Genomic DNA, 25,472 nt, shown 5'->3' on the forward strand with positions numbered 1-25,472 from the left:
CACCGACATGCCTGGAGGCTGGGTGGCCATGCGAGTCAACTTCGTGCCCAAGAACAGCGGCCTCTCCAACGTGCGTTGCGGAGGGACCTTGGAGGAACTGGCCGAGAATCTATACGCCGAGATCAGGCACCAGAAGTCACGGCAGCCTGCGGTAGGCAGGTAATTCGATGGCAACCCGACCCGGAGCGCAGGGCCTCCAGGCCCGAGCAGCGGAAGCGGGGCGGCAGTCTCTTGGACACACCTCATCGTGGGCCAGTCGGCGTGCAGCGACGGGTACGAACGGCCTCCCGTGCCTCCTTCAGTCGCCCGAGAAGGCCTGAGGATCCCTTATCTACACAACCCGTAACCTTGCGGCTCGTCCTAATAGCAGTAGAGGACACCCATAACACCGAGCATGCTCTCTGTAAAGTAAGCCGTATATCCCCCTAGCGCTCCAATTCTGTTACTTCTCACGATTTTGTCGAAGCATGTCGGAGCCACGACCTACCCTCGCTCCATGGTTCCTGTCAGCTCGTATGTGAAACGAGTGAATGGCAAGCTGGTTCGAGTTAAGGCGTACGTACGAAGTGCCCCTGGCTCCCGCTCGAAGTCCGACTCCGACTCCGACTCGCCTAGCCTGATCTGGCTTCTGGCAGTCGCAATACTCGTCATCGCAGCTCTCTCTGGAGGCATCACCGCTGGCGCGAATTCCTCGGCGAGTACCTCTGATGTCGAGGCTGCGCCAGGTCGGGGAGCCTCCGCTCCAGCTACGCTTCCACCTGGCCCTAAAGGGCGCCTCGCTGAGGCCCTTCGCACCGCACGACTGAATAGCGGTCTTTCCGAAAATCAGGTAAGTACGCAGACGGGAATCGCCGAATCTACCATCGACGGCTTCGAGCGGGCACAGATCATTCCGAACAACAGCGATCTTAAAAAACTTACTCCGATCTACGGTCTTTCAGAAAACCAGTGGAACCAGCTCGAAATTATGAGACTCGAGATTCTCGGTGAGGCTCTTTGAGAGCGCCGTGACTCGGCGATCGAAGCTGATGGTTTCGCTGCTACGCCGTCCAGTGCTAGCTTGCCCATCCCGTCTGGAAGCTTCGCCTCAAGCGCCGCGTGGGCGGTGCTGGCCGCGACCGGCCCCCAGGCCGCAGCGCCGTCGAGCGACCGCCCGACGCGCGGCGGGCGGGCACACCCTTGACCCTGTAGTGAAGGTTGTCGCCGAAACGGCACTGGCCCCTGATCGACGCCGGACGTACCGGGCGACCATGGGCCAGGATCTAGATATCTCCGCAGGTCTACGCCTCGCCGGAGGTCAGGCCGACCGGGCAGGCCACGCCCGTCCCGCCGATGCCGCAGTATCCGTTCGGAACTTTGAACAGATACTGCTGGTGATACTCCTCCGCGTAGTAGAACGGCCCAGCGGGAGCGATCTCCGTGGAGATCTCGCCGTAGCCGGCGCCCTTGAGCACCCCTTGGTACGCCTCTCGCGACGCCTCCGCCGACTTCTGCTGCTCCGGCGAGTGGTAGTAGATCGCTGAGCGGTACTGGGTGCCCACGTCGTTGCCCTGGCGCATGCCCTGCGTCGGGTCGTGGCCCTCCCAGAAGACCTTCAGGAGCTCCTCGTAGGAGATCTTCGCCGGGTCGAACACGACGCGTACGGCCTCCGTGTGCCCCGTGAGGCCGCTGCAGACCTCCTCGTACGTCGGGTTGGGCGTGTGGCCGCCCTGGTAGCCGACCGCGGTCGTGACGACCCCGGGCGTCTGCCAGAAGACGCGCTCGGCGCCCCAGAAGCAGCCGAGGCCGAAGTCCGCGACCTCCAGCCCCGAGGGGTACGGCGGGGCGAGCGGGGCGTCCAGGACCGCGTGCCGCGCCGGCACGGGCATGGTCTCCGCGCGGCCCGGGAGTGCGTCCTCCGGTCGGACCATCGATGTCTTGTTGCCGCCGAACAGCCAGCCCATCGCGCTACCTCCATAGGTCTTCCTTCAGCCTACATAGCCCCCAACGCTTAAGGATCGCTTCACATTTCCGTACAGCAGCCGAAATTTGTGTTTAAAGGTGGTAATGCGCAAAAATGTGGTTCATGCCTGACCTACGGCGCGGTGTGTTGTTCGGGATCGCCGCCTACACGATGTGGGGCCTGTTCCCCCTCTACTGGCCACTCCTCAAGCCCTCCGGAGCCGTCGAGATCCTCGCGCACCGGATGGTCTGGTCCCTGGTGGCCGTCGGCGCCGCGCTGGCCGTGCGCAGGCACTGGTCCTGGTTCAGGGAGCTGGCCAGGCAGCCGAAGAAGATCGCCATGCTGACGCTCGCCGCCGTCGTGGTCACCGTCAACTGGGGCACCTACATCTACGCGGTCAACGCCGGTCACGTGGTCGAGAGCGCGCTGGGCTACTTCATCAACCCCCTCGTCAGCGTCGTGTTCGGGGTGCTGCTGCTGCGCGAGCGGCTGCGGCCGCTGCAGTGGGTGGCGGTGGGGTTCGCGACGCTGGCGGTGCTCGTGCTGACGATCGACTACGGCCGCCTGCCGTGGATCGCGCTCACGCTGGCGGTCAGCTTCGGCGTGTACGGGCTGCTCAAGAAGCAGGCCAACGTGGCCGCCACCGAGAGCCTGGCCGTCGAGACCCTGGTGCTGCTGCTGCCGGCCCTCGGCTACCTGGTGTTCCTGCAGGGGACCGGGCAGGCGACGTTCGGGCACGAGGGGGCCTGGCACGCGGTGCTGCTGGTCGGCGCGGGGATCATCACGGCCGTGCCGCTCGTCTGCTTCGGGGCCGCGGCCATCAGGGTGCCGCTCAGCACCATCGGGCTGCTGCAGTACATCGCGCCGATCCTGCAGTTCGGGGTCGGTGTGCTGATCGCCAAGGAGACCATGCCGCCCAGCCGGTGGATCGGCTTCTCGATCGTCTGGCTGGCCCTGGCGATCTTCACGTACGACAGTTTCCGGACGGCACGCGCGGCCGCCCGGATCAGGAGATCAGCCGGAACGCTCGACCACGTAGTCACATAGCGCGAGAAAAGCGTCCTTGGCGGGGATGTCGGGCAGGCCGGAGATGTCGTCGCGGGCCCGGTCCACCCAGGCGGTCAGCTCGGCCCGCGCCTGCGCCATCCCCGCGTGGGCGCGGAGCAGCGTCAGCGTCTCCGCCACGTCCTCCTCGGCCACCGGGCCCGACAGGAGCGCGGCCAGGCGCGAGGACTCACCGGACGCGAGCGCGTACAGGACAGGCAGGGTCTTGACGCCCTCGCGCAGGTCGGTCCCCGGCGTCTTGCCCGACTGGGCGCCGGTGGAGGCCACGTCCAGGAGGTCGTCCCCGAGCTGCCAGGCCACCCCGACCGCCTCGCACGCCCGGCTGAGCCGCTCCTCGACGTCCGCGGGCGCCCCCGACAGCAGCGCGCCGAACCGGCCGGAGGCGGCGATGAGCGAGCCCGTCTTGTCGGCGAGGACGCTCAGGTAGTGGGTCACGGGGTCCTCCCCGTCACGCGGCCCGACGGTCTCGCGGATCTGACCCTGTACGAGACGCGAGAACGTCTGCGCCTGGATCCTGATCAGCTCAGGGCCCAGGTCGGCCAGGAGGTCGGAGGCCTGGGCGAAGAGGTAGTCGCCGGTGAGGATCGCCACGGTGTTGTCCCACCGGGCGTTGGCCGACGGAGAGCCCCGGCGCACGGGCGCCTCGTCCATGACGTCGTCGTGGTAGAGCGAGCCCAGGTGGGTCAGCTCGATGACCACCGCGCCGGGCACCACACCCGGCGCGGACGGGTCACCGAACTGCGCGGCCAGCAGCACCATCAGCGTGCGGAACCGCTTGCCGCCGGCCTCGATGAGGTGCTTGGACGCCTCCGTGACGAAGGCGTCCTCGCTCTCCACCGACGAGCGCAGGAGCTTCTCGACCGCGGCCAATCCGTTGGCCACGTCCTGCGCCAACCGTTCGTCCTCTATGGGAAGGTCAACCACGGGAGGCGCAGACATACGAGATCCCCTTATCTAATGAACAGGCTGCTAGCAGCGTCGTTGGCGACACCGAGCACGGACTCCGGGTAGAGCCCCACTCCTACCGTAACCAGCAACGAAACGGCGATGACGGCCACGGTCCCCATACTCGGCGCCGCGATCGCAGGTCCGTCGGCCGCCGGCTCGCTGAAGAACATCAGCACGATCACGCGGACGTAGAAGAACGCGGCGACCGCGGAGGCGACGACGCCCACGACCACCAGGCCGGCCATCCAGCCGCCCATCGAGTCGCCGGCCTGCGTGCCGCTGTTCAGGGCCGCCGCGAACACGGCGTACTTGCCCATGAAGCCGCTGGTCAGCGGGATGCCGGCGAAGGCCAGCAGGAAGAACGCGAACACGCCGGCCAGGATCGGCGCCCGCTTGCCCAGACCGGCCCAGCGCGACAGGTGCCCCGCCTCGCCGCCCGGGTCGCGGATGAGCGTGACCACCGCGAACGCGCCGACCGTGGCGATGCCGTAGACCGCGAGGTAGAACAGGATCGCCTTGAGTGAGACGACGTTCTGCTCGGCGGAGCCGAACGTGGCCATCACACCGACGAGCAGGAAGCCCGCGTGCGCGATGGACGAGTACGCCAGCATCCGCTTGATCTCGGTCTGCGTGATCGCCAGGATCGAGCCGACGATCATCGTGAGCGCGGCGACGCCCCAGATGATCGGCCGCCAGTTCCAGTCGAGGTTGCCCAGGCCCACCCAGAACACCCGCAGCACGGCGCCCACGGCCGCGACGAGCGTGCCGGAGGCCATGAGAGCGGTGATGGGGGTCGGGGCGCCCTGGTAGACGTCCGGCTTCCAGGCGTGGAACGGCGCCGCGCCGATCTTGAACAGCAGGCCCACGCCGAGCAGGGCGAGGCCGATCATCAGCAGCGGGTCGAGCCCCGTGTTCTTCGCCATGGCGGCGTTGATCCCCGGCAGTGAGACGGTGCCCGCGTACCCGTAGATCATCGCGATGCCGTACAGGAAGAACGCCGAGGAGAACGCGCCCAGCAGGAAGTACTTCATGGACGCCTCCTGCGACAGCAGGCGGCGCCGGCGGGCCAGGCCGCACAGCAGGTACAGCGGCAGCGACATGACCTCAAGGGCCACGAACATCGTCAGCAGGTCGTGCGAGGCCGGGAACAGCAGCATGCCGCCGACCGCGAACAGCACCAGCGGGTACACCTCGGTGTGACCGCCGCCGCCCTCCGACTCGGCCTCCTCCTCGTCGGCGCTGCCGGGCACGGCCGCGGCCGAGGCGACGAAGTGACCCTCGTCGTTGATGAGCAGCACGCAGACGAACGACAGGACGAGGATGACGCCCCAGAGGAACAGCGCGGGCCCGTCCACGGCCACCGCGCCCATGGCGGAGGCCGCCGTGGACACCTGGCCGCGCAGCACCTGCACCAGGACCAGCGCGAACGCGCCGAACAGGCTCAGGAGCGTGAGCGGTACGTGCATGGACTTGCGCAGGTAGCGCGGCGCGAATGCTTCGATGAGCACGCCGATGATGGCCGCGCCGAAGACCACGAGCAACGGCGCCAGCGTGCCGTACTCGATGCTCGGCGCTGGGATGGCGTTCACTGGCCTGTCCCCTTCTCAGCGATGGTGGAGGTGGGCACCTTCACATTGGTCAGCGTGTCGTGCACCGCCGGGTTGATGACGTCGAGCAGCGGCTTGGGGAAGAAGCCGAACCCGATGATCAGAGCGACCAGGGGGGCAAGCACCCAGATCTCGCGGGCGTTCAGGTCCTTGAAGACCTTGACCGGCTCGGCCGTCGGCCCGTTCATGACCCGCTGGATCATCCACAGGATGTAGACGGCCGCCAGGATCACGGCCACCGCGGAGACGATCGCGGCCCAGGAGAGCGCGCCCGCGCCGTGCGCCGTGCTCGAGTACGTGCCGATCATGACCATGAACTCGCTGACGAAGGACGACAGGCCCGGCAGCGAGAGACCGGCCAGACCGGCGACCAGGAAGAAGCCGGCCAGCACCGGGGCGACCTTCTGGACGCCTCCGTAGTCCCCGAGGAACGGCGAGCCGCGCCTGGCGATCAGGAACCCGGCGGCCAGGAACAGCGCGCCGGTCGCGAAGCCGTGGTTGACCATGTAGAGGGCCGCGCCGGACTGGGCGACCGAGGACATGGCGAACACGCCGAGCACGATGAAGCCGAAGTGCGAGATCGACGTGTACGCGATGAGGCGCTTCATGTCGGTCTGCCCGATGGCCACGATGGCGCCGTAGATGATGCTGATGACCGCCAGCACGACGATCGGCGTGGTGAACGCCTTGGCCGCGTCGGGGAAGAGCTCCAGGCAGAAGCGCAGCATCCCGAACGTGCCGACCTTGTCGAGCACGCCGACCAGCAGCACGGCGGCGCCGGCCGGAGCCTGCGCGGCCGCGTCCGGCAGCCAGGTGTGCACCGGCCAGAGCGGGGCCTTGATGGCGAAGGCGATGAAGAAGCCGGCGAACAGCCACTTCTGCATGCCCGGGTCGTCGACGGCACCGATGAGATCGGTGAACATGAACGAGCCCTTGTTGGCCACGAAGTAGAGGCCGATGACCGCGACCAGCATGAGCAGGCCGCCGAAGAGCGAGTACAGCAGGAACTTGACGGCCGCGTAGGACCGCTGGGCGCCGCCGTACGAGCCGATCATGAAGTACATCGGGATCAGCATGGCTTCGAAGAAGACGTAGAACAGGAAGATGTCGGTCGCCGCGAAGACGCCGATCATCATCGTCTCCAGTACCAGCAGCAGCGAGAAGTACGTCTTCACCGATCGCTTCGGCGTGATGAGCGTGCCGTCCGCGGTCTTGACGCCGTCGGCGTCGTGCCAGGAGGCCAGCACCACGATCGGCACCAGCACGACCGACAGCGCGATCAGCACCAGGGCGACGCCGTCCACGCCGACCCCGAACTTCACGCCGAAGCTCGGGATCCAGTCGTACTTGGCGATGAACTGGAAGCGCTCGCCGTTCGCCTCGAACCCGGAGGCCATGACGCCCGTCAGGACCAGCACCAGCAGCGAGACCAGCAGCGTGACCTGCTTGGCCAGCTTGTCACTGCCCTTGGGAAGCAGGGCCACCACGATGGCGCCCACCACGGGCACCGCCATGAGTATCGGAAGCCAGGGTGACATCAGATGTTCCCAACGAGGAGCAGGGCGCCGGTCAGCAGGGCGGCACCGATCAGGATGGACAACGCGTACGTTCTGGCGAAGCCCGTCTGGATCCGCCGCAGGCGCCCGGAGCTGCCGCCGATGCCCGCCGCCAGCCCGTTGACCAGACCGTCGACGCCGCGGTTGTCGAAGAACACCGCGAGGCGGGTCAGCCACTGGCCGGGGCGCATGAAGAGCGACTCGTTGAGCGCGTCACCGTACAGGTCACGCCGGGCGAACGTGGTGAGGAAGGAGCCGCGCGGCTGCACCGACGGCACCTCGGCCCTGCCGTACCTCATCCAGGCGATGACCACGCCGACCGCGACGAGCGCGAGCGTCGCCAGACCTGGCGTGCTGGCGAACTCGAAGTGCGGCGCGGTCGCCTCGCCGCCCACGGCGGGGCGCAGGAAGGTGTACAGCGTGCCGCCCAGGACCAGCCAGGCGCCGAGGCCCAGCGCGCCGAGCGAGAGGATCATCAGCGGGATGGTCATGACCAGCGGCGACTCGTGCGGGTGCGCGTCGTCGGCCCAGCGCTTCTCGCCGAAGAAGGTCATGAAGACCATCCGCGACATGTAGAAGCCGGTGATGCCGGCGCCCAGCACGGCCAGCCAGCCGAGGATCGGCTGGTGGTGCACCGCGGTCTCGATGATGCCGTCCTTGGTGAAGTAGCCGGACAGCAGCGGGAACCCGATGATCGCCAGGTAGCCGATGAAGAACGTGACGAAGGTGACCGGCATGAACTTGCGCAGCCCGCCGTACTTGCGCATGTCGACTTCGTCGTTCATGCCGTGCATGACGGAACCGGCGCCGAGGAACATGTCGGCCTTGAAGAAGCCGTGCGTGATCAGGTGGCCGATGGCGAAGGCGTAGCCCGCCGGGCCGAGGCCCGCGCCGAGCATCATGTAGCCGATCTGCGACATCGTCGAGCCTGCCAGGCCCTTCTTGATGTCGTCCTTCGCGCAACCGATGATCGCACCGGCGAGCAGCGTGGCCGTGCCGACGATGGTCACGGCGAGCGCGGCCCCCGAGCCCTCGGGGAAGAAGAACGCCCCCGAGCGGACGACCAGGTAGACGCCGGCGGTGACCATGGTCGCCGCGTGGATCAGGGCCGAGACCGGGGTCGGGCCCTCCATGGCGTCGAGCAGCCAGGACTGCAGCGGGAGCTGCGCCGACTTGCCGCAGGCGCCGAGCAGCAGGAGCAGGCCGATGGCCAGCGTGGTGCCGCTCTCCGCGCCGTTGAGCTGGGCGCCGAGGTCCTTGAAGGCCAGGGTGCCGAACGAGGTCCAGATGACGAACATGCCGACCAGCAGGCCGAAGTCGCCGACGCGGTTGACGACGAACGCCTTCTTCGCCGCGACCGCCGCCGACGGCTTGAACTGCCAGAACCCGATCAGCAGGTACGAGGCCAGGCCGACGCCCTCCCAGCCGATGAACAGGCCCACGTAGTTGTCGGCCAGCACCAGCAGGAGCATCGCGGCCACGAACAGGTTCAGGTACGCGAAGAACCTGCGCCGGTGCTCGTCATGGGCCATGTAGCCGACGGAGTAGATGTGGATCAGCGATCCGACACCCGTGATCAGCAGCGCGAAACTGATCGACAGCGGGTCGATGAGGAGCCCCATGTCGACCATGCCAGGAATGAACTCATAAAGATGGACGGCACGTCGGCGCTCCTCCTCTCCGAACCCGATCAGCTCGAAGAACGCCAGCACCGCCACGACGAACGAGGCGAGGGACATGGCCACGCCCAGCAGATGGCCCCAGCGGTTGGTGAGACGGCCGGACACCAGCAGGATGAGCGCCCCCACGAGCGGGAACGCGATCATCAGCCAGGCGCTGCCGATCACTCCACCGGTGTGCTGGGCGATCTCAGCGATATGAGATTCCACCAGTCACCTCTAGTACTTCAGCAGGTTGGCGTCGTCGACCGACGCAGACCTGCGGGTTCGGAAAATCGTCACGATGATGGCCAGGCCGACCACGACCTCGGCAGCGGCCACCACCATCACGAAGAACGCGATGATCTGGCCTTCCAGGTTGCCGACCTGCCTGGAGAAAGTGACGAAGGCGAGGTTGCAGGCGTTGAGCATCAGCTCCACGCACATGAACACCACGATCGCGTTACGCCTGATCAGCACGCCCATTGCGCCGATGGCGAAGAGCAGGCCGGACAGTACGAGGTAGTGCGTCGTCATTTGGTCACCTCGTTAGTGGACTCTTCCGCGTCCTCTTCGGCCGTGTGCTTGATGGCCTCGGCGAGCTTGGGGTCCTGGGGCAGGTGACCGTGCTCGACGTCGTAACGCGCGATGTAGCGGTTGACCGAGCGCTCAGCGACCGACCCGTCCGGCAGCAGCGCCGGCATGTCGATGGCGTTGTTCCTGGCGTACGTGCCAGGGCCGGGCAGCGGCGAGGGCTGGTCGCCGAGGAACCTGGCGCGGGACAGGTCCTTCTGCGTGACCTTCTCGGTCAGCTTCTCGCGGTGCGCCAGCACCATCGCGCCCAGCGCCGCCGTGATCAGCAGCGCCGAGGTGATCTCGAACGCGAAGACGTACTTGGTGAACAACAGCAGCGCGATCGAGCGGATGTAGCCGCCCGACGCCGTGGCCTGCGCGAGCCCCGCCTCACTGGCGAACATCGAGTTGCCGACGGCCAGGACGATCAGCACCAGGAAGCCGAGCCCGGCGATCGTGGCCCAGAAGCGCTGGCCCTTGAGCGTCTCGACGAAGGAGTCGGAGGAGTCGACGCCGACCAGCATGAGCACGAACAGGAACAGCATCATGATGGCGCCGGTGTAGACGATGATCTGCACCGCGGCCAGGAAGGGCGCGTCCTGCACGGCGTACAGGACGGCCAGGCAGAGCATCACGGTGCCGAGCATCAGCGCCGAGTACACGGCCTTCCTGTTGAAGACCATGCCGAGCGCGGCGCCGACGGACACGACGGCGAGCACCCAGAAAGTGATGGTCTCACCCATTGGTCCGCCCCAGCCGGTAGTAGTCCTCTTCGGTCTCACCGAGCCGCATGGGGTGCGGCGGCTGCTCCATGCCCGGGGTCAGGGGCGCGAGGAGCATCTCCTTGGTGTAGATGAGGCTCTCGCGGCTGGTGTCGGCGAGCTCGTACTCGTTCGTCATGGTGAGCGCGCGAGTCGGGCAGGCCTCGATGCACAGGCCGCAGAGGATGCACCGCAGATAGTTGATCTGGTACGTGCGCCCGTAGCGCTCACCCGGGGAGAAGCGCTCTCCCTCGGAGTTGTCCGCACCCTCGACGAAGATCGCGTCGGCCGGACACGCCCAGGCGCACAGCTCGCACCCGACGCACTTCTCCAGCCCGTCAGGCCAGCGGTTGAGCTGGTGACGCCCGTGGAATCGAGGCGCGGTCGGCCTCTTCTCCTCCGGGTAGTTCGTCGTGACGGGCTTCTTGAACATCGTGTGGAAGGTGACCCCGAAGCCCTTGACGGGGTTCAGCCAATCAGTTAGTCCCACTGGGAATCTCCTTGTGCTGCACCCCGTGGTAGTGCGGCAGATCGAGTGGCGGCACAGGGAAGCCGCCGGCCGCCGGCTCGTTTGACAGTTCCTCGAACTCGGCCTCGACCTGCGCCTTCTTGGCCTCCTTGCGCCGCTGGTTGACGGTGTCGAACCGCATCCAGATGGCCAGCGCTCCGACCACGATCACCGCGCCGAGTCCGATGCCGAGCGTCTTGTTGCCCTCGTTGACCACCACGTTGCGCACCGCGGCCACCAGCATGATCCAGGCCAGGTTGACCGGGATCAGGACCTTCCAGCCCAGCGACATGAGCTGGTCGTAGCGCACTCGCGGCAGCGACGCGCGCACCCACACGATGAAGCAGAAGGTCAGCACGAACTTGATGAAGAACCACAGGACCGGCCAATAGCCCTGGTTCGCGCCGTCCCACCACGAGATCGGGACCGGCGCCCGCCAGCCGCCCAGGAACAACGTCACGGCGATGCCCGAGGCGGTGAAGGTGTGCAGGTACTCGCCCATCATGATCAGGGCGAACTTCAGCGAGGAGGAGTATTCGGTCTGGAAGCCGCCGACCAGCTCGCCCTCGCCCTCGGGCAGGTCGAACGGGATGCGCGCGGCCTCGCCGAACATGCAGATCACGTAGATCAGGAACGACGGGATCAGCAGCACCACGTACCAGGTCTGCTCCTGCGCCTTGACGATCTCCGACGTGGACAGCGTCCCGGCGAACAGGAATATCGCCACGAACGACAACCCCATCGCGATCTCGTACGAGACCACCTGAGCCGCCGACCGCAGACCACCCAGCAACGCGTACGGGGACCGCGACGACCACCCGGCCAGCACGACCCCGTAGACCGAGACCGCGCCCATGGCCAGCATGAACAGCACGGCCACCGGCAGGTCCACCAGCTGCAGCGGGGTCTGCACCCCGAACATGTTCACCATCGGCCCGATCGGCACGATGGAGAAGGCCAGGAACGCCGGCACCACCATGATCACCGGTGCCATCAGGTAGAGCACCTTGTCCACGGTCCGCGGGAACAGGTCCTCCTTCAGCCCCATCTTCAGGCCGTCGGCCACGGACTGCAGCAGGCCGAACTTACCGGCCCTGTTGGGCCCGTAGCGGTTCTGCATCCGCGAGATCAGCTTCCGTTCGAACCAGACGCCGAACAGCACGCCCAGCATCAGGAAGACGAACAGCAGCACGGCCTTGATGATGGTGATCCACAGCGGATCCTTGCCGAAGTCGGCAAGGGTCGGATCGGCCGCGAGAACGTGAATCATGAGGCGCTCCCGATCGTGACGATGTCGCCGGCCACCGCACGCAGGTCGCGCGTGACCGAGCAGCCGCCGGAGTTCGACGGCACCCAGACCACGCGGTCCGGCAGATCCGCGACGCGCACCGGCAGCGTGACATTGCCGCCGACGAGGAGCTTGTCACCGTCGGCGACGCCCAGCTCGGCGGCCGTGCTCTCGGAGACCAGCGCTTCGGAGTCGCGGGCGGTGCCCGCGAGGTACGGCTCGCCGTCCTGCAGCCTGCCCTCGTCGAGCAGCAGGTGCCAGGTCGCCAGCAGCGCCTCGCCGGTCGCCGGGGCGACCTGGGCGCGGGTGGCGGTGTGCGGAGCCGTGACGCGGCTGCCGCGCCAGGCGCCGATGCTGGACAGCTCGCGCCGGGCGGACTTCGCGTCCGGCAGGCCCAGGTGGACGTCCATCCGGTCGGCCAGGTTGCCGATCACGGCCAGGTCGGAGAGCAGGCCGGGCACCTTGAGCGGGGCCTCGAACGAGCGGCCCCGGCCCTCCCAGTTGACGAACGTGCCGCTCTTCTCCTGGACGGTGGCGACGGGCAGGACCACGTCGGCGCGGTCGGTGACGGCGCTGGCGCGGATCTCCAGGCTGACGATGAACGGCGTGTGCTCCAGCGCCTCCAGCGCCGCCGCCGGGTCGGCCAGGTCGTAGGGGTCGACACCCGCCACGACCAGCGCCTCCAGCTCGCCGTCGCGGGCGGCGGCGAGGATGCCCGCCGTGTCGCGGCCGGGCGTGGCGGGCAGCGAGGCCACGTTCCACACCCTGGCGACCTCGGCCCTGGCGCTCTCGTCGTCGACCGGTCGGCCGATCGGCAGCAGGTTGGGCAGCGCGCCGGCCTCGACCGCGCCGCGCTCGCCCGCCCTGCGGGGAATCCAGGCCAGCCTGGCGTCCGAGGCGGCGGCGAGGCGTACGAGGGCGGACAGAGCGCCGGGCACGGTGGCCAGGCGCTCGCCGGCGAGCACGATCGTGCCCTCGGCCAGCGTTCCGACCAGGTCGCCTATCGCGTCGGCCTCGGCCCCGGGAGCGGTGCGGATGAGCGTGGCGCCCATCTTGGCCTGCCCGGGAGAGGCGAACGGCGCGACCGCGGTGACCTTGAGCCCCTTCTTCATCCACGCCTTGCGCAGACGCAGGAAGACGATCGGCGACTCCTCCTCGGGCTCGAACCCGACGAGCAGCACGTGCGAGGCGTTCTCAAGATCGGCGTAGCTGATCTCGATGCCCTTGCCGGCCACCGCGTGCGCCAGGAACTGCGCCTCCTCGGCGGAGTGCGGCCTGGCGCGGAAGTCGATGTCGTTGGTGCCCAGCGCGAGCCTGGCGAACTTGGCGTAGGCGTAGGAGTCCTCGACCGTGGCCCGGCCGCCGACCAGCACGCCGGCCTTGCCGCGGGCCCTGGCGAGACCTTCAGCGGCCGCCATCAGCGCCTCGGGCCACGAGGCGGGCACGAGCACGCCCTCCTCGTTGCGGACCAGCGGCGTCTTGAGGCGGTCGGGCTGCGTGGCGTAGGCGAACGCCCAGCGGCCCTTGTCGCAGTTCCACTCCTCGTTCACCTGCGGGTCGTTGCCCGCCAGGCGGCGGGTGACCCGGCCACGCCGGTGGTCGGTGCGCAGGGCGCAGCCGCCGGCGCAGTGCTCGCACGAGCTGGGCGTGGAGACCAGGTCGAACGGGCGGGCCCGGAACCGGTAGGCGGCGCCGGTGAGCGCGCCGACCGGGCAGATCTGCACCGTGTTGCCGGAGAAGTAGGAGTTGAACGGCTTGCCGTCGGCCGTGCGCACCTGCTCCTTGGCCCCGCGCTCGAAGAACTCGATGAGCGGGTCGCCGGCGATCTGGTCGGAGAAGCGGATGCAGCGCGCGCACTGGACGCAACGCTCACGGTCGAGCAGCACCGCCGTGGACAGCGGCAGCGGCTTGGGGAAGGTCCGCTTCTGCTCCTGGAACCGGGACTCGCCCTGGCCGTTGGACATGGCCTGGTTCTGCAGGGGGCACTCGCCGCCCTTGTCGCAGACCGGGCAGTCCAGCGGGTGGTTCATCAGCAGCAGCTCCATGGCCCCGCGCTGCGCCTTCTCGGCGACCGGCGAGGTGAGCTGGGTCTGCACGACCATGCCCTCGCCGACCTCGATCGCGCACGACGGCTGCGGCTTGGGGAAGCCGCGGCCGTTGCCCGCGTCGGGGATGTCGACCAGGCACTGGCGGCAGTTGGCCGCCGGGTCGAGCAGCGGATGGTCGCAGAACCTGGGGATCTGGATGCCCAGGAGCTCGGCGGCCCTGATGATCAGAGTGCCCTTGGGGACACTGACCTGGAACCCGTCGATCGTGAGGGTCACCAGGTTCGTTTCTGTCTCTACGACGGTCACTGCTCACCCCAGAGAGTGGACTTCTTCGGGTCGAACGGGCAGCCGCCGATCTCGAAGTGCTTGAGGTACTCCTCGCGGAAGTACTTCACCGAGGAGTGGATCGGGCTGGTCGCACCGTCGCCCAGCGCGCAGAACGAGCGGCCCAGGATGTTGTCCGCGATGTCGGTGATCGTGGACAGGTCGTCCTCGCTCCCCTGGCCCTTCTCCAGGCGCTTGAGCACCTGCTTGAGCCAGTACGTGCCCTCGCGGCACGGTGTGCACTTGCCGCACGACTCGTGGGCGTAGAACTCGGTCCAGCGCAGCACCGTGCGGACCACGCAGGTGGTCTCGTCGAAGATCTGCAGCGCCCGGGTGCCGAGCATCGAGCCCTTCGCGCCGACCGCCTCGAAGTCGAGCGGCACGTCGAGGTGCTCGTCGGTGAAGATCGGCGTGGAGGAGCCGCCGGGGGTCCAGAACTTGATCTGGTGCCCTTCGCGGATCCCGCCCGCCATGTCGAGCAGCTCGCGCAGCGTGATGCCGAGCGGGGCCTCGTACTGGCCGGGCCTCGTGACGTGGCCGCTCAGGGAGAAGATGCCGAAGCCCTTGGACTTCTCGGTGCCCATCCCGGCGAACCACTCGGCGCCGTTCCCGATGATCGAGGGAACACTGGCGATGGACTCCACGTTGTTCACGACAGTAGGCGAGGCGTACAGGCCCGCCACGGCCGGGAACGGAGGCTTGAGCCGCGGTTGACCTCTGAAGCCTTCCAGCGAGTCGAGCAGCGCCGTCTCCTCGCCGCAGATGTACGCGCCAGCGCCGCTGTGCACGACCAGCTCAAGGTCGTAGCCGGAGCCGAAGATGTCGGCGCCGAGATAACCCTTCTCGTACGCCTCCCGCACGGCCGCGTGCAGCCGCCGGATCACGTGCAGCACCTCGCCGCGCACGTAGATGAAGGCGTGGTTGGCCCGGATCGCGTAGGCCGTGATGATGATGCCCTCGACCAGCGCGTGCGGGTTGGCCATCATGAGCGGGATGTCCTTGCAGGTGCCCGGCTCCGACTCGTCGGCGTTGACGACGAGATAGTGCGGCTTGCCGTCACCCTGGGGGATGAATCCCCACTTCATGCCGGTCGGGAAGCCCGCGCCGCCGCGGCCGCGCAGGCCGGAGTCCTTGACGGCCTGGATGACCGCGTCGGCGTCCATGCCCAGCGCCTTCTTGGCCGCGTCGTAGGGGCCGTAGCCGTCGAGCGTGAAGGAGTTGGCCTGGTCCCAGTTCGCGGTCAGGACCGGTGTCAAAGTGGTGCTCATGCCTCGGGGGCCTTCCATCCGTTCGCCTTGGCGACCTTCAGGCCCTCCAGCGAGGGGCCGGCGGCCGACGGACCGTCGCCCGCCAGGTCGTCGGGCAGCCCCGAGAGCACGCGCGAGGCCTCCTTGAAGGTGCACAGCTTCTTCGGGCCGCGCGTCGGCCGCACGTCCTTGCCGTCACGCAGGTCGTCCACGAGCTGCTTGGCCGAGGCGGGCGTCTGGTTGTCGAAGAACTCCCAGTTGACCATCATGACCGGGGCGAAGTCGCAGGCCGCGTTGCACTCCAGGCGCTCCAGCGAGACCTTGCCGTCGGAGGTGGTCTCCTCGTGGCCGACGCCGACGTGCTCGGACAGCTCGTCCCAGATCTCGTCGCCGCCCATGACGGCGCAGAGCGCGTTGATGCAGACGCCCACGTGGTAGTCGCCCGCGGGCCTGCGCTTGTACATCGTGTAGAACGTCGCCACGCCCGTGACCTCGGCCTTGCTCAGGCCCAGCAGCTCGGCACAGAACTCCTGGCCGTCGTCGGAGACGTAGCCGTCCTCCGACTGCACCAGGTGCAGCAGGGGCAGCAGCGCCGACCGCGTCTTCGGGTAGCGCCCGATGATCTCCTTGGCGTCTCGTTCCAGACGCTCCCGGATATCCGGCGAGTAGGTCACGAGTCCTCCTCCGTCGGACACGTGACTAGCGTGCTGTGTCCCATAGTTCCCTCGCTGCGCTCGTTCACCTGTCCACACCTCCCATGACGGGGTCGATAGAAGCCACCGCGGCGATGACGTCGGCGATCTGGCCGCCCTCCGCCATCGCGGGGAAGCCCTGCAGGTTGCAGAAGGACGGCTCGCGGAAGTGCACGCGGTAGGGGCGGGTGCCGCCGTCGCTGACCACGTGCGCGCCGAGCTCGCCCTTGGGCGACTCGATGCTGGCGTACGCCTGCCCGGCCGGCACCCTGAAGCCCTCGGTCACCAGCTTGAAGTGGTGGATGAGGGCCTCCATGGAGCTGCCCATGATGTGGGCGATGTGGTCGGGCGAGTTGCCGAACCCGTCGGGGCCGAGCGCGAGCTGCGCGGGCCAGCCGATCTTCTTGTCCTCGATCATCACCGGGTCGCCCTTGAGCGGACCGGCGATGCGGTCCAGAGCCTGCTCGATGATCTTGAGGGACTCCTCCATCTCCCTCATGCGCACGAGATAGCGCGAGTAGACGTCACAGCCACGCTCGGTGGCGACGTCGAACTCGTAGGTCTCGTAGCCGCAGTAGGGCTGCGACTTGCGCAGGTCCCATGGCAGGCCGGCGGCGCGCAGGATCGGGCCGGTGATGCCCAGCGCCATGCAGCCGGTCAGGTCGAGGTAGGCCACGTCCCTGGTGCGGCGCACGTAGACGGGGTTCTCGTCGAGGAGCTTGCGGATGTCCTTGATGCGCTTGGGCATCTCCTTGAGGAACTCGCCGACCTTGTCGACCGCGCCCGCGGGCAGGTCGACGCTCACGCCGCCCGGCCTGATGTAGGCGTGGTTCATGCGCAGGCCGGTGATGTACTCGAACAGGTCCATGATCATTTCACGATCGCGGTACCCGAAGAGGAACGGCGTGGTCGCGCCCAGCTCCATGCCGAACGTGCCCATCGCGACCAGGTGCGAGGCGATGCGGTTGAGCTCCATCATCATCACGCGGATGGCCTGCGCCCTGTCGGGCACGCGGTCCTCGATGCCGAGCAGCTTCTCCACGCCCATGCAGTAGGCGGTCTCGTTGAAGATCGGCGAGAGGTAGTCCATGCGGGTCACGAACGTGGTCCCCTGGGTCCACGTCCGGTATTCCATGTTCTTCTCGATGCCGGTGTGCAGGTAGCCGATGACGCCGCGCGCCTCGGTGACCGTCTCACCGTCGAGGGTCAGGACCAGGCGGAGCACGCCGTGGGTGGACGGGTGCTGCGGGCCCATGTTGACGACCAGGCGCTCCTCTTCGGAGTCACGCACGCCGGTGACGACGTCGTCCCAGTCGGCGCCGGTGACCGAGTAGACCTTGCCCTCGGTCGCCTCCTCATAAGCGGTGCTCATGAGTAGGACCTCCTCTCGTCGGGCGCAGGGATGGTCGCGCCCCGGTATTCGACCGGGATGCCGCCGAGCGGGTAGTCCTTGCGCTGGGGGTGGCCGTCCCAGTCGTCCGGCATCATGATCCGGGTGAGCGCGGGATGGCCGTCGAAGATGATGCCGAAGAAGTCGTACGTCTCGCGCTCATGCCAGTCGTGACCAGGGTAAACGCCGACGGTGGATGGAATGTGCGGGTCGGCGTCAGGTGCGCTCGCCTCGACGCGGACGCGCCGGTTGTGGGTGATCGAGCACAGGTGGATGACCGCGTGCAGCTCCTCGCCCGCCAGGTGCGGGTAGTGGACGCCCGACACGCCGAGCGAGAGCTCGAAGCGCAGCGCCGGGTCGTCGCGCAGCTTCTGGCACACCTCGACCAGGCGCTCGCGCTTGACGTGCAGCGTGAGCTCGCCGCGGTCCACGACCACGCGGTCGATCGCGTCGTCGAGCGCGAGGGTGTCGACGAGCTCGTCGAAGTAGCCGCCGAACGGGCGGGGCGTCGAGAGCTGGGGCGCCCGGCGTACGACGAGGCCGCCGTAGCCGGAGGTGTCGCCCGTGTCCTGCGCGCCGAACATGCCGCGCCTGGCGACGGGCGGCTCCGGCACCGCCGGGACCGCGACCTCGGGGGTCTCCCCGCTGTCCGGGCTCCCTGGGAGGTTGTCGGGCGAGGTCACTTCGCGGCCCCCTGGTCGATCAGCGGCAGCGTGCGCAGCGCCTGCAGCTCGAGGTCCTCGATCTGCTTGGCCCGGTGCGCGCCGAACTTCATGTTCTGGATCTTGTCGTGCAGCTTCACGATCGCGTCGATGAGCATCTCGGGCCGCGGCGGGCAGCCGGGCAGGTAGACGTCCACCGGCACGATGTGGTCGACGCCCTGCACGATCGCGTAGTTGTTGAACATGCCGCCGCTGGAGGCGCACACGCCCATGGAGATGACCCACTTGGGCTCGGCCATCTGGTCGTAGATCTGGCGCAGGACGGGAGCCATCTTCTGCGAGACGCGCCCGGCGACGATCATGAGGTCGGCCTGGCGGGGAGACGCCGAAGCGCGCTCCATACCGAAGCGCGCCAGGTCGTAGTGGGGGCCACCGGTGGCCATCAGCTCGATGGCGCAACACGCGAGGCCGAACGTGGCCGGCCACACGGAGTTCTTGCGTGCCCATCCTGCGGCCGCCTCGACCGTGCTGAGGATGAACCCGCTGGGGAGTTTCTCTTCAATTCCCATTTTCAGTCCCAGTCCAGACCCTTGCGGCGCCACACGTACGCGTAGGCGACGAGCACGGTGGCGATGAACAGCAGCATCTCTACGAGCGCGAACAGCCCGAGGCCGGAGGACAGCACCTGCCCGGCGTCGTTCGTCTCCGGTGCGAAGGAGACCGCCCACGGGTAAAGGAAGATGATCTCGATGTCGAACACGATGAAGAGCATCGCGGTGATCATGTATTTGAGCGGGAACCGTCCGCCACCGATCGGCTGGGGCGTCGGCTCGATGCCGCATTCGTAGGCGTCAAGCTTGGCGCGGTTCCAGCGCTTGGGACCGGTGAAGGGGGCGATGGCGACCGAGAAGACCGCGAAGCCCCCCGCGAGAACGGCGAGCACCAGGATGGGCACGTAAAGGTCCATCGCTACGCCTCCTCTGGAGTCGCCGCGCGCGCGGGCGCGCAGCTTGATCTGTGGATTCTGGGATTCATGCTGGTGGGGCGACCTTTGAGAGTGCGTTAATGATCATGTCCGACGCATCGCCTCGCCGGTCGGTGAGATTACCAAGGAGTTTGAGCGCAAAGCGCATCAGCCTCGGGTGAGGCAACCCGTGCCTTGTCCCGAAGCTCATCACACCCGGCTTCCCAATTGCCTCGACGAACAACCTGCCGAGCGTGAAGTAACCGCCGTAGGCGTCTTTCAGGACACTGGGGTAGGTCCGCAGGATCCGCTCGCGCTGGGCGGGAGTGGTGTCCTTCAGGGCCTTCGCGATGATCTCGGCGGCGATCTCGCCGGTCTCCATGGCGTAGGCGATGCCCTCGCCGTTGAACGGGTTGATCGACCCGCCGGAGTCCCCCACGAGCACCAGGCCGCGTGTGTAGTGCGGCTGCCTGTTGAAGGCCATCGGGAGCGCGGCGCCGCGGATGGGCGCCGTCATGTTCTCCTCGGTGAAGCCCCAGTCGGCCGGCATCGACCGGCACCAGCGGCGCAGCAGGTCGCGGTAGTCGATGTTCTTGAACTGGTCGCTGGTGTTGAGCAGCCCGAGCCCGACGTTGGAGGTGCCGTCGCCGACGCCGAAGACCCAGCCGTAGCCGGGCAGCAGCGTGTCGCCGTCCCACAGCTCCAGCCATGTCTCCAGGTAGTCGTCGTCGTGGCGGGGACTCTCGAAGTAGGTCCGCACGGCCACGCCCATCGGGCGGTCTTCCCGCTTGTGCAGGCCCATGCCCAGGGCCAGCCGGGTGCTGTTGCCGTCGGCCGCCACCACGACGCGGGCGCGGTATTCGCGGCCGTCCTTGGTCGTCACGCCGACGATGTGGCCGCTGCGGTCGTCGAGGACGGGCCCGGTGACGGTCACGCCCTCCATGAGGCGGGCGCCGTTCTTGACGGCGGTGGCGGCGACGATCTGGTCGAAGTCCTGGCGGGTGCGCACGAGCCCGAAGTCGGGGAAGCGCTCCAGCTGCGGCCAGTCGAGCTCGAAACGCAGGCCGCCGCCGACGACGCGCAGGCCCTTGTTCCTGACCCAGCCGGGCGCGTCGATGTCCACGGCCATGTTCTGGAGCTGCTTGACCGCCCTGGGGGTCAGGCCGTCGCCGCAGACCTTCTCGCGGGGGAACCTGGTCTTCTCCAGGAGCAGCACGTCGAGGCCGGCCTGCGCGAGGTGAAAAGCGGTCGTCGAACCGGCGGGACCGGCGCCGACGACGATGACGTCGGCGTCATTTTCGATCATGGTCGCGCCCGCTTCGCCGATCGGCGGCTTCCGCGTCGCTGTCTCGTGGCGAGCTCCTGCGCTTGCGCTGTGGCTCTTGGCACGGTCACTGGACTGTCCTGTCCTACACGCTCGAAGGCCTCGGGGTGTGGCGCCTTCGTTCCTTTGTGAACCCCTTCACAAACTTGTCGGCCCGCAGTCTACTGCTTTTCCTGTACATAGTGGCAGTCGGGGTGCTGTTCTGTGATCCAAGTGGAGGGCGTGTCGCCTGGGGCCTCGACGTCATGATCGTCACGCTAGCAGCCGCTCCCGCGAGGGCTCCTGCGCGCCCTGGAACGCCCGTCCCGCAGCGCCCGATCTCTTCGCCGGGCCGGGGATTATTACCTCGAGAACTCGACCGGAAATGACAGCCGAAAATCCGGGAAATCGAGCGGACGCGCCCGCGAGGGCCTTCGCGGGTGAATAGTGAAATTGCACTGCGTACATCGGAGCCCGATCCGCCCGCCATCAGCCTCAGGCGGGCTTGAATGCCCGGTGCATGGCGACGATCCCCATCGTGAGATTGCGCCAGGCGACACGTTCCCAGCCCGATTCCTGGATGATCCGCGCCAGCGTCGGCTGGTCGGGCCAGTCCCTGATCGACTCGGCCAGGTATTCGTAGGAGTCGTCGTTGGAGCCGAACACCTTCGCCACCTTCGGCAGCAGCCGCATCAGATATTCGCGGTAGATCATGTCGAACGCGCCGAACGTCACATGCGAGAACTCCAGGATCACCAGACGCCCGCCCGGCCTGGTCACCCGCAGCATCTCCCGCAGCGCCTGCGCGGTGTCGTGCACATTGCGCAGCGCCACCGAGATCGTCACCGCGTCGAAAGCGTCGTCGGCGAACGGCAGCCGCAACGCGTCACCCGCGATGAACGGCACGCCCTCGCCGGTCAGCGCGTTGCCGCCGTGCCGTCGCACGCCGGTGCGCAGCATGCCGAGCGAGAAGTCGGAGGCGATCGCCCGCGCGCCCAGCGAGGTGAAGGCGTCGGTGGACGTGCCGGTGCCCGCCCCCAGGTCAAGGACGATCTCCCCAGGACCCGCGTCGACGGCGGCGGCCACCGCCTTGCGCCAGAGCCTGACCTGCCCGAGGGAGATCACATCGTTGACCACGTCGTAGCGCCGGGCGGTGCGATCGAACATCGCGGCGACCTCGCCCGGCTGTTTGTCCAATTGAGCGCGCGTCATGCCCCCAGCCTATGGCTATCAGGACAATCAACGGAAAGTAGCCGCGAGACTACTTAACGTCTGCTAGAAATTGGCGAATGCTTGCCCGTGTCGCCCTTGCGGCGATCATCGCTTCGGCCCCTGCTTCCGCGCATTCCCGCGTGGTTTCGGCCGACCCGGTCGACAGCACCCCTCATGTCCTCGACGGCATCGTCAACGCCATCACCCTCGTCGGCCGCACCGTCGTCGTCGGCGGCTCGTTCACCGAAGTGGCCGACGCCGGCCGGAGCACCGTCTACCGGCGCGACAACCTGTTCGCGTACGACGTCGTGACCGGCCGCGTGCTGCCGGGCTTCCGGCCCGGCGTGGCCGGACCGGTCTACGGCCTGGCCGCCGGCGACCGCGGCACCGTCTACGTCGGCGGCGAGTTCCCCGGCGTCAACAACCTGCGCTCCAGAGCGCTGGCCAGGCTCAGCCTGGCCGACGGCTCATTGGTGCCCGGCTTCGAGCCGCGCATCGGCGGCGGCATGGTGACCGCGCTGGCCAGGCAGGGGACGCGGCTCTACGTCGGCGGCGACTTCATCAGCCCGGGCACCGCGCTGACCAGGCTCGACGCGGCCACGGGCGCGCCCGACCGGGACTTCGCGATCGCCCCGGGAGACCCGCTGACAGCCAGGGTCAAGGTCTACGCGCTCGCGCTCTCCCGCGACCGGCTCGCGGTGGACGGCACGTTCACCACGCTCGGCGGCCACTCCCGGCCCCAGCTCGGGCTGATCAACGTCGGCGGCCGGGTCGCGCGGGTCGCCCCCTGGCGCACGGAGGCGTACGCGCGCAGGTGCATGAGCAACTTCCCCTCGTACGTACGCGGCCTGGACTTCTCGCCCGACGGCCGCTACTTCGCGGTCGTCACCACCGGGGGCCCCAGGGGCGGGATGTGCGACACGGCCGCCAGGTTCGAGACCTACGCCAAGGGCTCGGCCATCAGGCCCACCTGGGTCAACAGCACCGGCGGCGACTCGCTCTACGCGGTCTCGGTGACGGGGGCGGCGGTCTATGTCGGCGGCCACCTGCGCTGGCTCGACAATCCGCAGGGCCGCGACTCCGCAGGCCCGGGAGCCGTGTCACGCCCGGGCATCGGCGCCATTCATCCCGGCACCGGAAAGGCCCTGACTTGGAATCCCACGCGAGAGCGCGGGATCGGGGTGAAGGCGTTTTTCGCGCACCCCGGCGGACTACTTGTCGGTAGCGACACAACGAGACTCGGACGGGAGTACCATGCCCGGATTGGCATGTTCCCTCTGCCCTAGTCGTCCTGCGGCTTCGGCCGGTCGATCCTGTCGCTGATACGTGCGCTCATGGCATCGCGCTGCTTGGACAGCAGGACATAGCTGGCTATCCCGCTGATCAAGAAAGAAACCACGATCAGCACCAGCAGGTTTACGGGCCAGAGCAGGTACAGGACACCGAGGGTCACGACGAACAGGCCGATCCGCGACGCGGTGTAAACGAGAACGGGACGCACAGGTCGAGGTTACTCGGACCTGCGCAGCGGTCGCTCTTCGCATCGGTCGCGAGCACTGCTACTGTTCCCAGTCAGGGAGTTTCGTAAAGAAACACCCACGAGAGCCCCAAAGAGGCTCTATCATATAACAATCGGGCAGTCAGCTGATAACAACCCGTGATCTTTGTCGAAAACCACGGATAAATCAGGCTTCGCTCGACACACTGGTTACCTGTCCGCCCGCTGGCAGGAAGCGGGATGCGAGGGGGAGAGATTGGTGGAGAGTAGCAGCGAGCGTCTGCTGACCCCAGGAGAGGTTGCCGCCCTCTTCCGGGTAGACCCAAAGACGGTTACACGCTGGGCTGCGGCAGGCCGCATCAGCAGTATCCGCACCCCCGGAGGGCACCGGCGCTTCCGCGAATCGGAAGTGCACGCCCTTCTCCGAGGCGAGGACGTTCTTACGGCCGACAGGCCAGCAGGTGAGTCCCCGCGCGTCTGACGTTCCGTCTAGTCGGTGATCCTGCGCGGTGGGTCGTTTTACAACGGTCCATCGCAGGATGCAGAGTCTGTATCTACCGCCAGGATCACCGCTGGCGGAACCCACTGTTCGCGTGCTTACCGGCCACACTTCCGTACGGTGAGCACAGGACGGCGCCATCCGCCGACCGTGGCTGGCGCCAGTCCGATCGACGCGGCCAGGCATCCCCCGCCTGTCCTCCGATGCGATCAGCCGCCGCCCGGCCGAGCGCCGGTGCGAGCGATGGGGTCAGGCCTCCCCCTGCTCCGCCTTGAAGGCCAGGAACTCACGCTCCAGCTCGTCGTTCTCCTCTTCCCAGCGCCTGCGGCGCTCCGCGTCCTCCTCCTCGGTCAGCGACTCCGGCAGCCACTGCTCGTAGTCCGGGTCACCAGGCTGCAGCTCCACGTACGCGTTGCCGATCAGACGCCCGTCTTCGCTGGTCAGGCTCTGCGGCACGCGCAGGGTCCCGTCCGCGAGCCGGATGACGTACATCGTGGATCACCTAGATTCCGTAGCGCCGGTTGAAGAACAGCATGACGTCGAGCGCCATCCGCGTGTCGCCCCCGAGCATGTCCACGAGGGCCGGCCGCTGGCGGGAGGCGATGGCGGCGAAGGCGTCGGCGAAGAACTCCTTGCGGCCCAGCCCGCCGGACTGGCGGTGGAAGGACGAGGCCAGCAGCGGCATCGCCGTCTCGTGCAGCCGCGCGAACTCGGGCGAGTCCGAGACCCAGTCCCCGTAGGCCGAGTCGACGTCGTCGATCGCGTGGCCCACCTCGTGCATCATCACGTCGGGCGTGGGTGAGGGGCGGTCACCGACGACGATCTTGCGGTCGCCGTACGCTCCCGCGCAGATGTCCCACGTGGCGCGGCCCGACGGCAGCGGGGCGCCGCGTAAGTAGCCCATGTCGTCGAGGTCGGGGACGCCGCCACTGCCGACGTAGATGCCTTCGAGGCCCGCCGCGAGCTTCTCCTTCAGGCGGTCGGGCAGCCTGGCCAGGCTCTCCACGGCGCGTACGACCTCTATCGGCGGCGGGCCCTGCCAGGCGTCCCACTGGCGGTGCAGGATCGGCTCCAGCTTGCCGCAGTGGCGCAGGCCGTCGCCCCTGGAGGGCACGTCGGGCAGGTTCGGCTGGGCTCTGGGCGGCTTGTCGTCGATCTCGAAGTCGTGCCAGGTGTAGCGGGGGCTCTCGACCACGGCGGCGGACAGCCGCTCGGGGCGGCCGCGCATCTCGAGACCGTCCCACGTGACCTCGCGACCGCCGTCCTGCGCCCGCCGCTCCCCGTGCTCAGGATGGCGGCTCTCGCGGTGCGCGAACAGCGGCTGCTCATCGCCGCCCGGCCAGGCCATCCGCTCGGGCTCGGGCCGTCCGGCACCGGACCGCTCGGGGGCCGGGCGTCCTCTCCAGAGGGACCGTTCGCCGCGGAGCTCGCCCGTGCCAGGCCCGCGGCGGCTCTCGGCACCTTCGCGGCCCCGGCCCAGCCCGCGGGTCTCCTGAGGCTTCTCGCGGGCGATGGACCAGAAGGACCGGTCCGCGTCAGGAGGCGCCTCGCCGCGCCGCGAGAAGAGGTACGACCCGCGCCGCCACCAGCGACCACGCCTATGCCGGCCCTTGTCGTGAGAAAAGGCCATCACACCTCTCAACGCCTGTGGAGCCCCGTGGACACCGCCGCATCGGGTACCACCGTACGACGCCGATCTTCCCCTAGTCACCCGAAATGGGACATCA

At 67.9% G+C, this 25,472-nt stretch carries 25 protein-coding genes; 4 read left to right on the top strand and 21 right to left on the bottom strand.

What is annotated here, in order from left to right; translation table 11 throughout:
* Positions 1-496: 496 nt before the first annotated feature.
* Positions 497-1,000, top strand: a complete 504-nt coding sequence (locus ABEA43_RS32740) for a helix-turn-helix domain-containing protein (RefSeq protein WP_345567894.1) — start codon at positions 497-499, stop codon at positions 998-1,000.
* 280 nt (positions 1,001-1,280) lie between these two features.
* Here the strand turns inward: ABEA43_RS32740 and msrA are convergent, their stop codons facing one another.
* Positions 1,281-1,943, bottom strand: coding sequence for a peptide-methionine (S)-S-oxide reductase MsrA (gene msrA, locus ABEA43_RS32745; RefSeq protein WP_345567895.1), 663 nt, complete (start codon positions 1,941-1,943; stop codon positions 1,281-1,283).
* 122 nt (positions 1,944-2,065) lie between these two features.
* Between msrA and rarD the strand changes: the two genes are divergently transcribed.
* Positions 2,066-2,989, top strand: coding sequence for an EamA family transporter RarD (gene rarD, locus ABEA43_RS32750; protein WP_345567896.1), 924 nt, complete (start codon positions 2,066-2,068; stop codon positions 2,987-2,989).
* Here the strand turns inward: rarD and ABEA43_RS32755 are convergent.
* From ABEA43_RS32755 to ABEA43_RS32835, 17 genes are all read right to left on the bottom strand, one after another.
* Positions 2,957-3,946: a polyprenyl synthetase family protein gene (locus ABEA43_RS32755; protein WP_345567897.1), complete on the bottom strand. Its 990-nt coding sequence runs from the start codon at positions 3,944-3,946 to the stop codon at positions 2,957-2,959. The genes rarD and ABEA43_RS32755 overlap by 33 nt on opposite strands.
* Before the next feature lie 11 nt (positions 3,947-3,957).
* The gene (nuoN, locus tag ABEA43_RS32760) at positions 3,958-5,544 is read right to left on the bottom strand and encodes an NADH-quinone oxidoreductase subunit NuoN (protein WP_345567898.1); all 1,587 of its coding nucleotides are present in this window, start codon (positions 5,542-5,544) and stop codon (positions 3,958-3,960) included.
* Complete coding sequence (locus tag ABEA43_RS32765) at positions 5,541-7,100, bottom strand: NADH-quinone oxidoreductase subunit M (protein ID WP_345567899.1); 1,560 nt, start codon at positions 7,098-7,100, stop codon at positions 5,541-5,543. Before ABEA43_RS32765 ends, nuoN begins: the two co-directional genes overlap by 4 nt.
* Positions 7,100-8,944, bottom strand: a complete 1,845-nt coding sequence (gene nuoL / locus ABEA43_RS32770; protein WP_345568077.1) for an NADH-quinone oxidoreductase subunit L — start codon at positions 8,942-8,944, stop codon at positions 7,100-7,102. Before nuoL ends, ABEA43_RS32765 begins: the two co-directional genes overlap by 1 nt.
* 72 nt (positions 8,945-9,016) lie before the next feature.
* Positions 9,017-9,313, bottom strand: coding sequence for an NADH-quinone oxidoreductase subunit NuoK (gene nuoK, locus ABEA43_RS32775; RefSeq protein WP_020542667.1), 297 nt, complete (start codon positions 9,311-9,313; stop codon positions 9,017-9,019).
* Positions 9,310-10,092 (bottom strand): NADH-quinone oxidoreductase subunit J, encoded by a 783-nt coding sequence (locus ABEA43_RS32780; protein ID WP_345567900.1) that lies wholly within the window; start codon positions 10,090-10,092, stop codon positions 9,310-9,312. Before ABEA43_RS32780 ends, nuoK begins: the two co-directional genes overlap by 4 nt.
* Positions 10,085-10,600 (bottom strand): NADH-quinone oxidoreductase subunit NuoI, encoded by a 516-nt coding sequence (nuoI, locus tag ABEA43_RS32785; RefSeq protein WP_345567902.1) that lies wholly within the window; start codon positions 10,598-10,600, stop codon positions 10,085-10,087. The genes ABEA43_RS32780 and nuoI overlap by 8 nt, the downstream gene beginning before the upstream one ends.
* A complete protein-coding gene (gene nuoH / locus ABEA43_RS32790; protein ID WP_345567904.1) occupies positions 10,587-11,888 on the bottom strand; it encodes an NADH-quinone oxidoreductase subunit NuoH in 1,302 nt (433 codons plus the stop codon). The genes nuoI and nuoH overlap by 14 nt, the downstream gene beginning before the upstream one ends.
* Complete coding sequence (locus ABEA43_RS32795) at positions 11,885-14,260, bottom strand: NADH-quinone oxidoreductase subunit G (protein ID WP_345567906.1); 2,376 nt, start codon at positions 14,258-14,260, stop codon at positions 11,885-11,887. Before ABEA43_RS32795 ends, nuoH begins: the two co-directional genes overlap by 4 nt.
* The gene (gene nuoF, locus ABEA43_RS32800; protein ID WP_345567907.1) at positions 14,257-15,546 is read right to left on the bottom strand and encodes an NADH-quinone oxidoreductase subunit NuoF; all 1,290 of its coding nucleotides are present in this window, start codon (positions 15,544-15,546) and stop codon (positions 14,257-14,259) included. The genes ABEA43_RS32795 and nuoF overlap by 4 nt, the downstream gene beginning before the upstream one ends.
* Positions 15,543-16,199, bottom strand: a complete 657-nt coding sequence (gene nuoE / locus ABEA43_RS32805) for an NADH-quinone oxidoreductase subunit NuoE (protein ID WP_345567908.1) — start codon at positions 16,197-16,199, stop codon at positions 15,543-15,545. Before nuoE ends, nuoF begins: the two co-directional genes overlap by 4 nt.
* Before the next feature lie 64 nt (positions 16,200-16,263).
* Positions 16,264-17,589: an NADH-quinone oxidoreductase subunit D gene (locus ABEA43_RS32810; protein ID WP_345567909.1), complete on the bottom strand. Its 1,326-nt coding sequence runs from the start codon at positions 17,587-17,589 to the stop codon at positions 16,264-16,266.
* Complete coding sequence (locus ABEA43_RS32815) at positions 17,586-18,290, bottom strand: NADH-quinone oxidoreductase subunit C (RefSeq protein WP_425570392.1); 705 nt, start codon at positions 18,288-18,290, stop codon at positions 17,586-17,588. The genes ABEA43_RS32810 and ABEA43_RS32815 overlap by 4 nt, the downstream gene beginning before the upstream one ends.
* Positions 18,287-18,838 (bottom strand): NuoB/complex I 20 kDa subunit family protein, encoded by a 552-nt coding sequence (locus ABEA43_RS32820; protein ID WP_345567910.1) that lies wholly within the window; start codon positions 18,836-18,838, stop codon positions 18,287-18,289. The genes ABEA43_RS32815 and ABEA43_RS32820 overlap by 4 nt, the downstream gene beginning before the upstream one ends.
* Positions 18,839-18,840: 2 nt before the next feature.
* Complete coding sequence (locus ABEA43_RS32825) at positions 18,841-19,236, bottom strand: NADH-quinone oxidoreductase subunit A (protein ID WP_345567911.1); 396 nt, start codon at positions 19,234-19,236, stop codon at positions 18,841-18,843.
* 64 nt (positions 19,237-19,300) lie between these two features.
* A complete protein-coding gene (locus ABEA43_RS32830; RefSeq protein WP_345567912.1) occupies positions 19,301-20,539 on the bottom strand; it encodes a geranylgeranyl reductase family protein in 1,239 nt (412 codons plus the stop codon).
* 492 nt (positions 20,540-21,031) lie between these two features.
* Positions 21,032-21,748 (bottom strand): demethylmenaquinone methyltransferase, encoded by a 717-nt coding sequence (locus ABEA43_RS32835; RefSeq protein WP_345567913.1) that lies wholly within the window; start codon positions 21,746-21,748, stop codon positions 21,032-21,034.
* A 140-nt stretch (positions 21,749-21,888) separates the two neighbouring features.
* Between ABEA43_RS32835 and ABEA43_RS32840 the strand changes: the two genes are divergently transcribed.
* On the top strand, positions 21,889-23,034 hold the full coding sequence (locus ABEA43_RS32840; protein WP_345567914.1) for a hypothetical protein: 1,146 nt from the start codon (positions 21,889-21,891) through the stop codon (positions 23,032-23,034).
* Here ABEA43_RS32840 and ABEA43_RS32845 read toward each other — a convergent pair.
* On the bottom strand, positions 23,031-23,249 hold the full coding sequence (locus ABEA43_RS32845; protein ID WP_345567915.1) for a DUF4229 domain-containing protein: 219 nt from the start codon (positions 23,247-23,249) through the stop codon (positions 23,031-23,033). The genes ABEA43_RS32840 and ABEA43_RS32845 overlap by 4 nt on opposite strands.
* A 256-nt stretch (positions 23,250-23,505) precedes the next feature.
* Between ABEA43_RS32845 and ABEA43_RS32850 the strand changes: the two genes are divergently transcribed.
* A complete protein-coding gene (locus ABEA43_RS32850; protein ID WP_026214226.1) occupies positions 23,506-23,727 on the top strand; it encodes a BldC family transcriptional regulator in 222 nt (73 codons plus the stop codon).
* A 267-nt stretch (positions 23,728-23,994) separates the two neighbouring features.
* Here the strand turns inward: ABEA43_RS32850 and ABEA43_RS32855 are convergent, their stop codons facing one another.
* Both ABEA43_RS32855 and ABEA43_RS32860 read right to left on the bottom strand, forming a co-directional pair.
* Positions 23,995-24,237 carry a hypothetical protein gene (locus tag ABEA43_RS32855; protein WP_345567916.1) on the bottom strand — a complete coding sequence of 81 codons (243 nt, stop codon included), beginning with the start codon at positions 24,235-24,237 and terminating at the stop codon, positions 23,995-23,997.
* A gap of 10 nt (positions 24,238-24,247) precedes the next feature.
* Positions 24,248-25,375, bottom strand: coding sequence for a hypothetical protein (locus ABEA43_RS32860; protein WP_345567917.1), 1,128 nt, complete (start codon positions 25,373-25,375; stop codon positions 24,248-24,250).
* Between the last annotated feature and the right edge of the window lie 97 nt (positions 25,376-25,472).

It is taken from the genome of Nonomuraea rosea (assembly GCF_039539705.1).
GTDB classification, from domain to species: domain Bacteria; phylum Actinomycetota; class Actinomycetes; order Streptosporangiales; family Streptosporangiaceae; genus Nonomuraea; species Nonomuraea rosea.

What these genes read in the sequence shown, in the direction of transcription:
- msrA (WP_345567895.1), bottom strand. Translation starts at nt 1,943, where the DNA reads ATGGGCTGGCTGTTCGGCGGCAACAAGACATCGATGGTCCGACCGGAG.
- ABEA43_RS32860 (WP_345567917.1), bottom strand. Translation starts at nt 25,375, where the DNA reads ATGGCCTTTTCTCACGACAAGGGCCGGCATAGGCGTGGTCGCTGGTGG.
- ABEA43_RS32855 (WP_345567916.1), bottom strand. Translation starts at nt 24,237, where the DNA reads ATGTACGTCATCCGGCTCGCGGACGGGACCCTGCGCGTGCCGCAGAGC.
- nuoL (WP_345568077.1), bottom strand. Translation starts at nt 8,944, where the DNA reads ATGATCGCGTTCCCGCTCGTGGGGGCGCTCATCCTGCTGGTGTCCGGC.
- nuoF (WP_345567907.1), bottom strand. Translation starts at nt 15,546, where the DNA reads ATGAGCACCACTTTGACACCGGTCCTGACCGCGAACTGGGACCAGGCC.
- ABEA43_RS32835 (WP_345567913.1), bottom strand. Translation starts at nt 21,748, where the DNA reads ATGACGCGCGCTCAATTGGACAAACAGCCGGGCGAGGTCGCCGCGATG.
- rarD (WP_345567896.1), top strand. Translation starts at nt 2,066, where the DNA reads ATGCCTGACCTACGGCGCGGTGTGTTGTTCGGGATCGCCGCCTACACG.
- ABEA43_RS32810 (WP_345567909.1), bottom strand. Translation starts at nt 17,589, where the DNA reads ATGAGCACCGCTTATGAGGAGGCGACCGAGGGCAAGGTCTACTCGGTC.
- ABEA43_RS32765 (WP_345567899.1), bottom strand. Translation starts at nt 7,100, where the DNA reads ATGTCACCCTGGCTTCCGATACTCATGGCGGTGCCCGTGGTGGGCGCC.
- ABEA43_RS32830 (WP_345567912.1), bottom strand. Translation starts at nt 20,539, where the DNA reads ATGATCGAAAATGACGCCGACGTCATCGTCGTCGGCGCCGGTCCCGCC.
- nuoK (WP_020542667.1), bottom strand. Translation starts at nt 9,313, where the DNA reads ATGACGACGCACTACCTCGTACTGTCCGGCCTGCTCTTCGCCATCGGC.
- ABEA43_RS32820 (WP_345567910.1), bottom strand. Translation starts at nt 18,838, where the DNA reads ATGGGAATTGAAGAGAAACTCCCCAGCGGGTTCATCCTCAGCACGGTC.
- ABEA43_RS32755 (WP_345567897.1), bottom strand. Translation starts at nt 3,946, where the DNA reads ATGTCTGCGCCTCCCGTGGTTGACCTTCCCATAGAGGACGAACGGTTG.
- ABEA43_RS32740 (WP_345567894.1), top strand. Translation starts at nt 497, where the DNA reads ATGGTTCCTGTCAGCTCGTATGTGAAACGAGTGAATGGCAAGCTGGTT.
- nuoH (WP_345567904.1), bottom strand. Translation starts at nt 11,888, where the DNA reads ATGATTCACGTTCTCGCGGCCGATCCGACCCTTGCCGACTTCGGCAAG.
- ABEA43_RS32825 (WP_345567911.1), bottom strand. Translation starts at nt 19,236, where the DNA reads ATGGACCTTTACGTGCCCATCCTGGTGCTCGCCGTTCTCGCGGGGGGC.
- ABEA43_RS32780 (WP_345567900.1), bottom strand. Translation starts at nt 10,092, where the DNA reads ATGGGTGAGACCATCACTTTCTGGGTGCTCGCCGTCGTGTCCGTCGGC.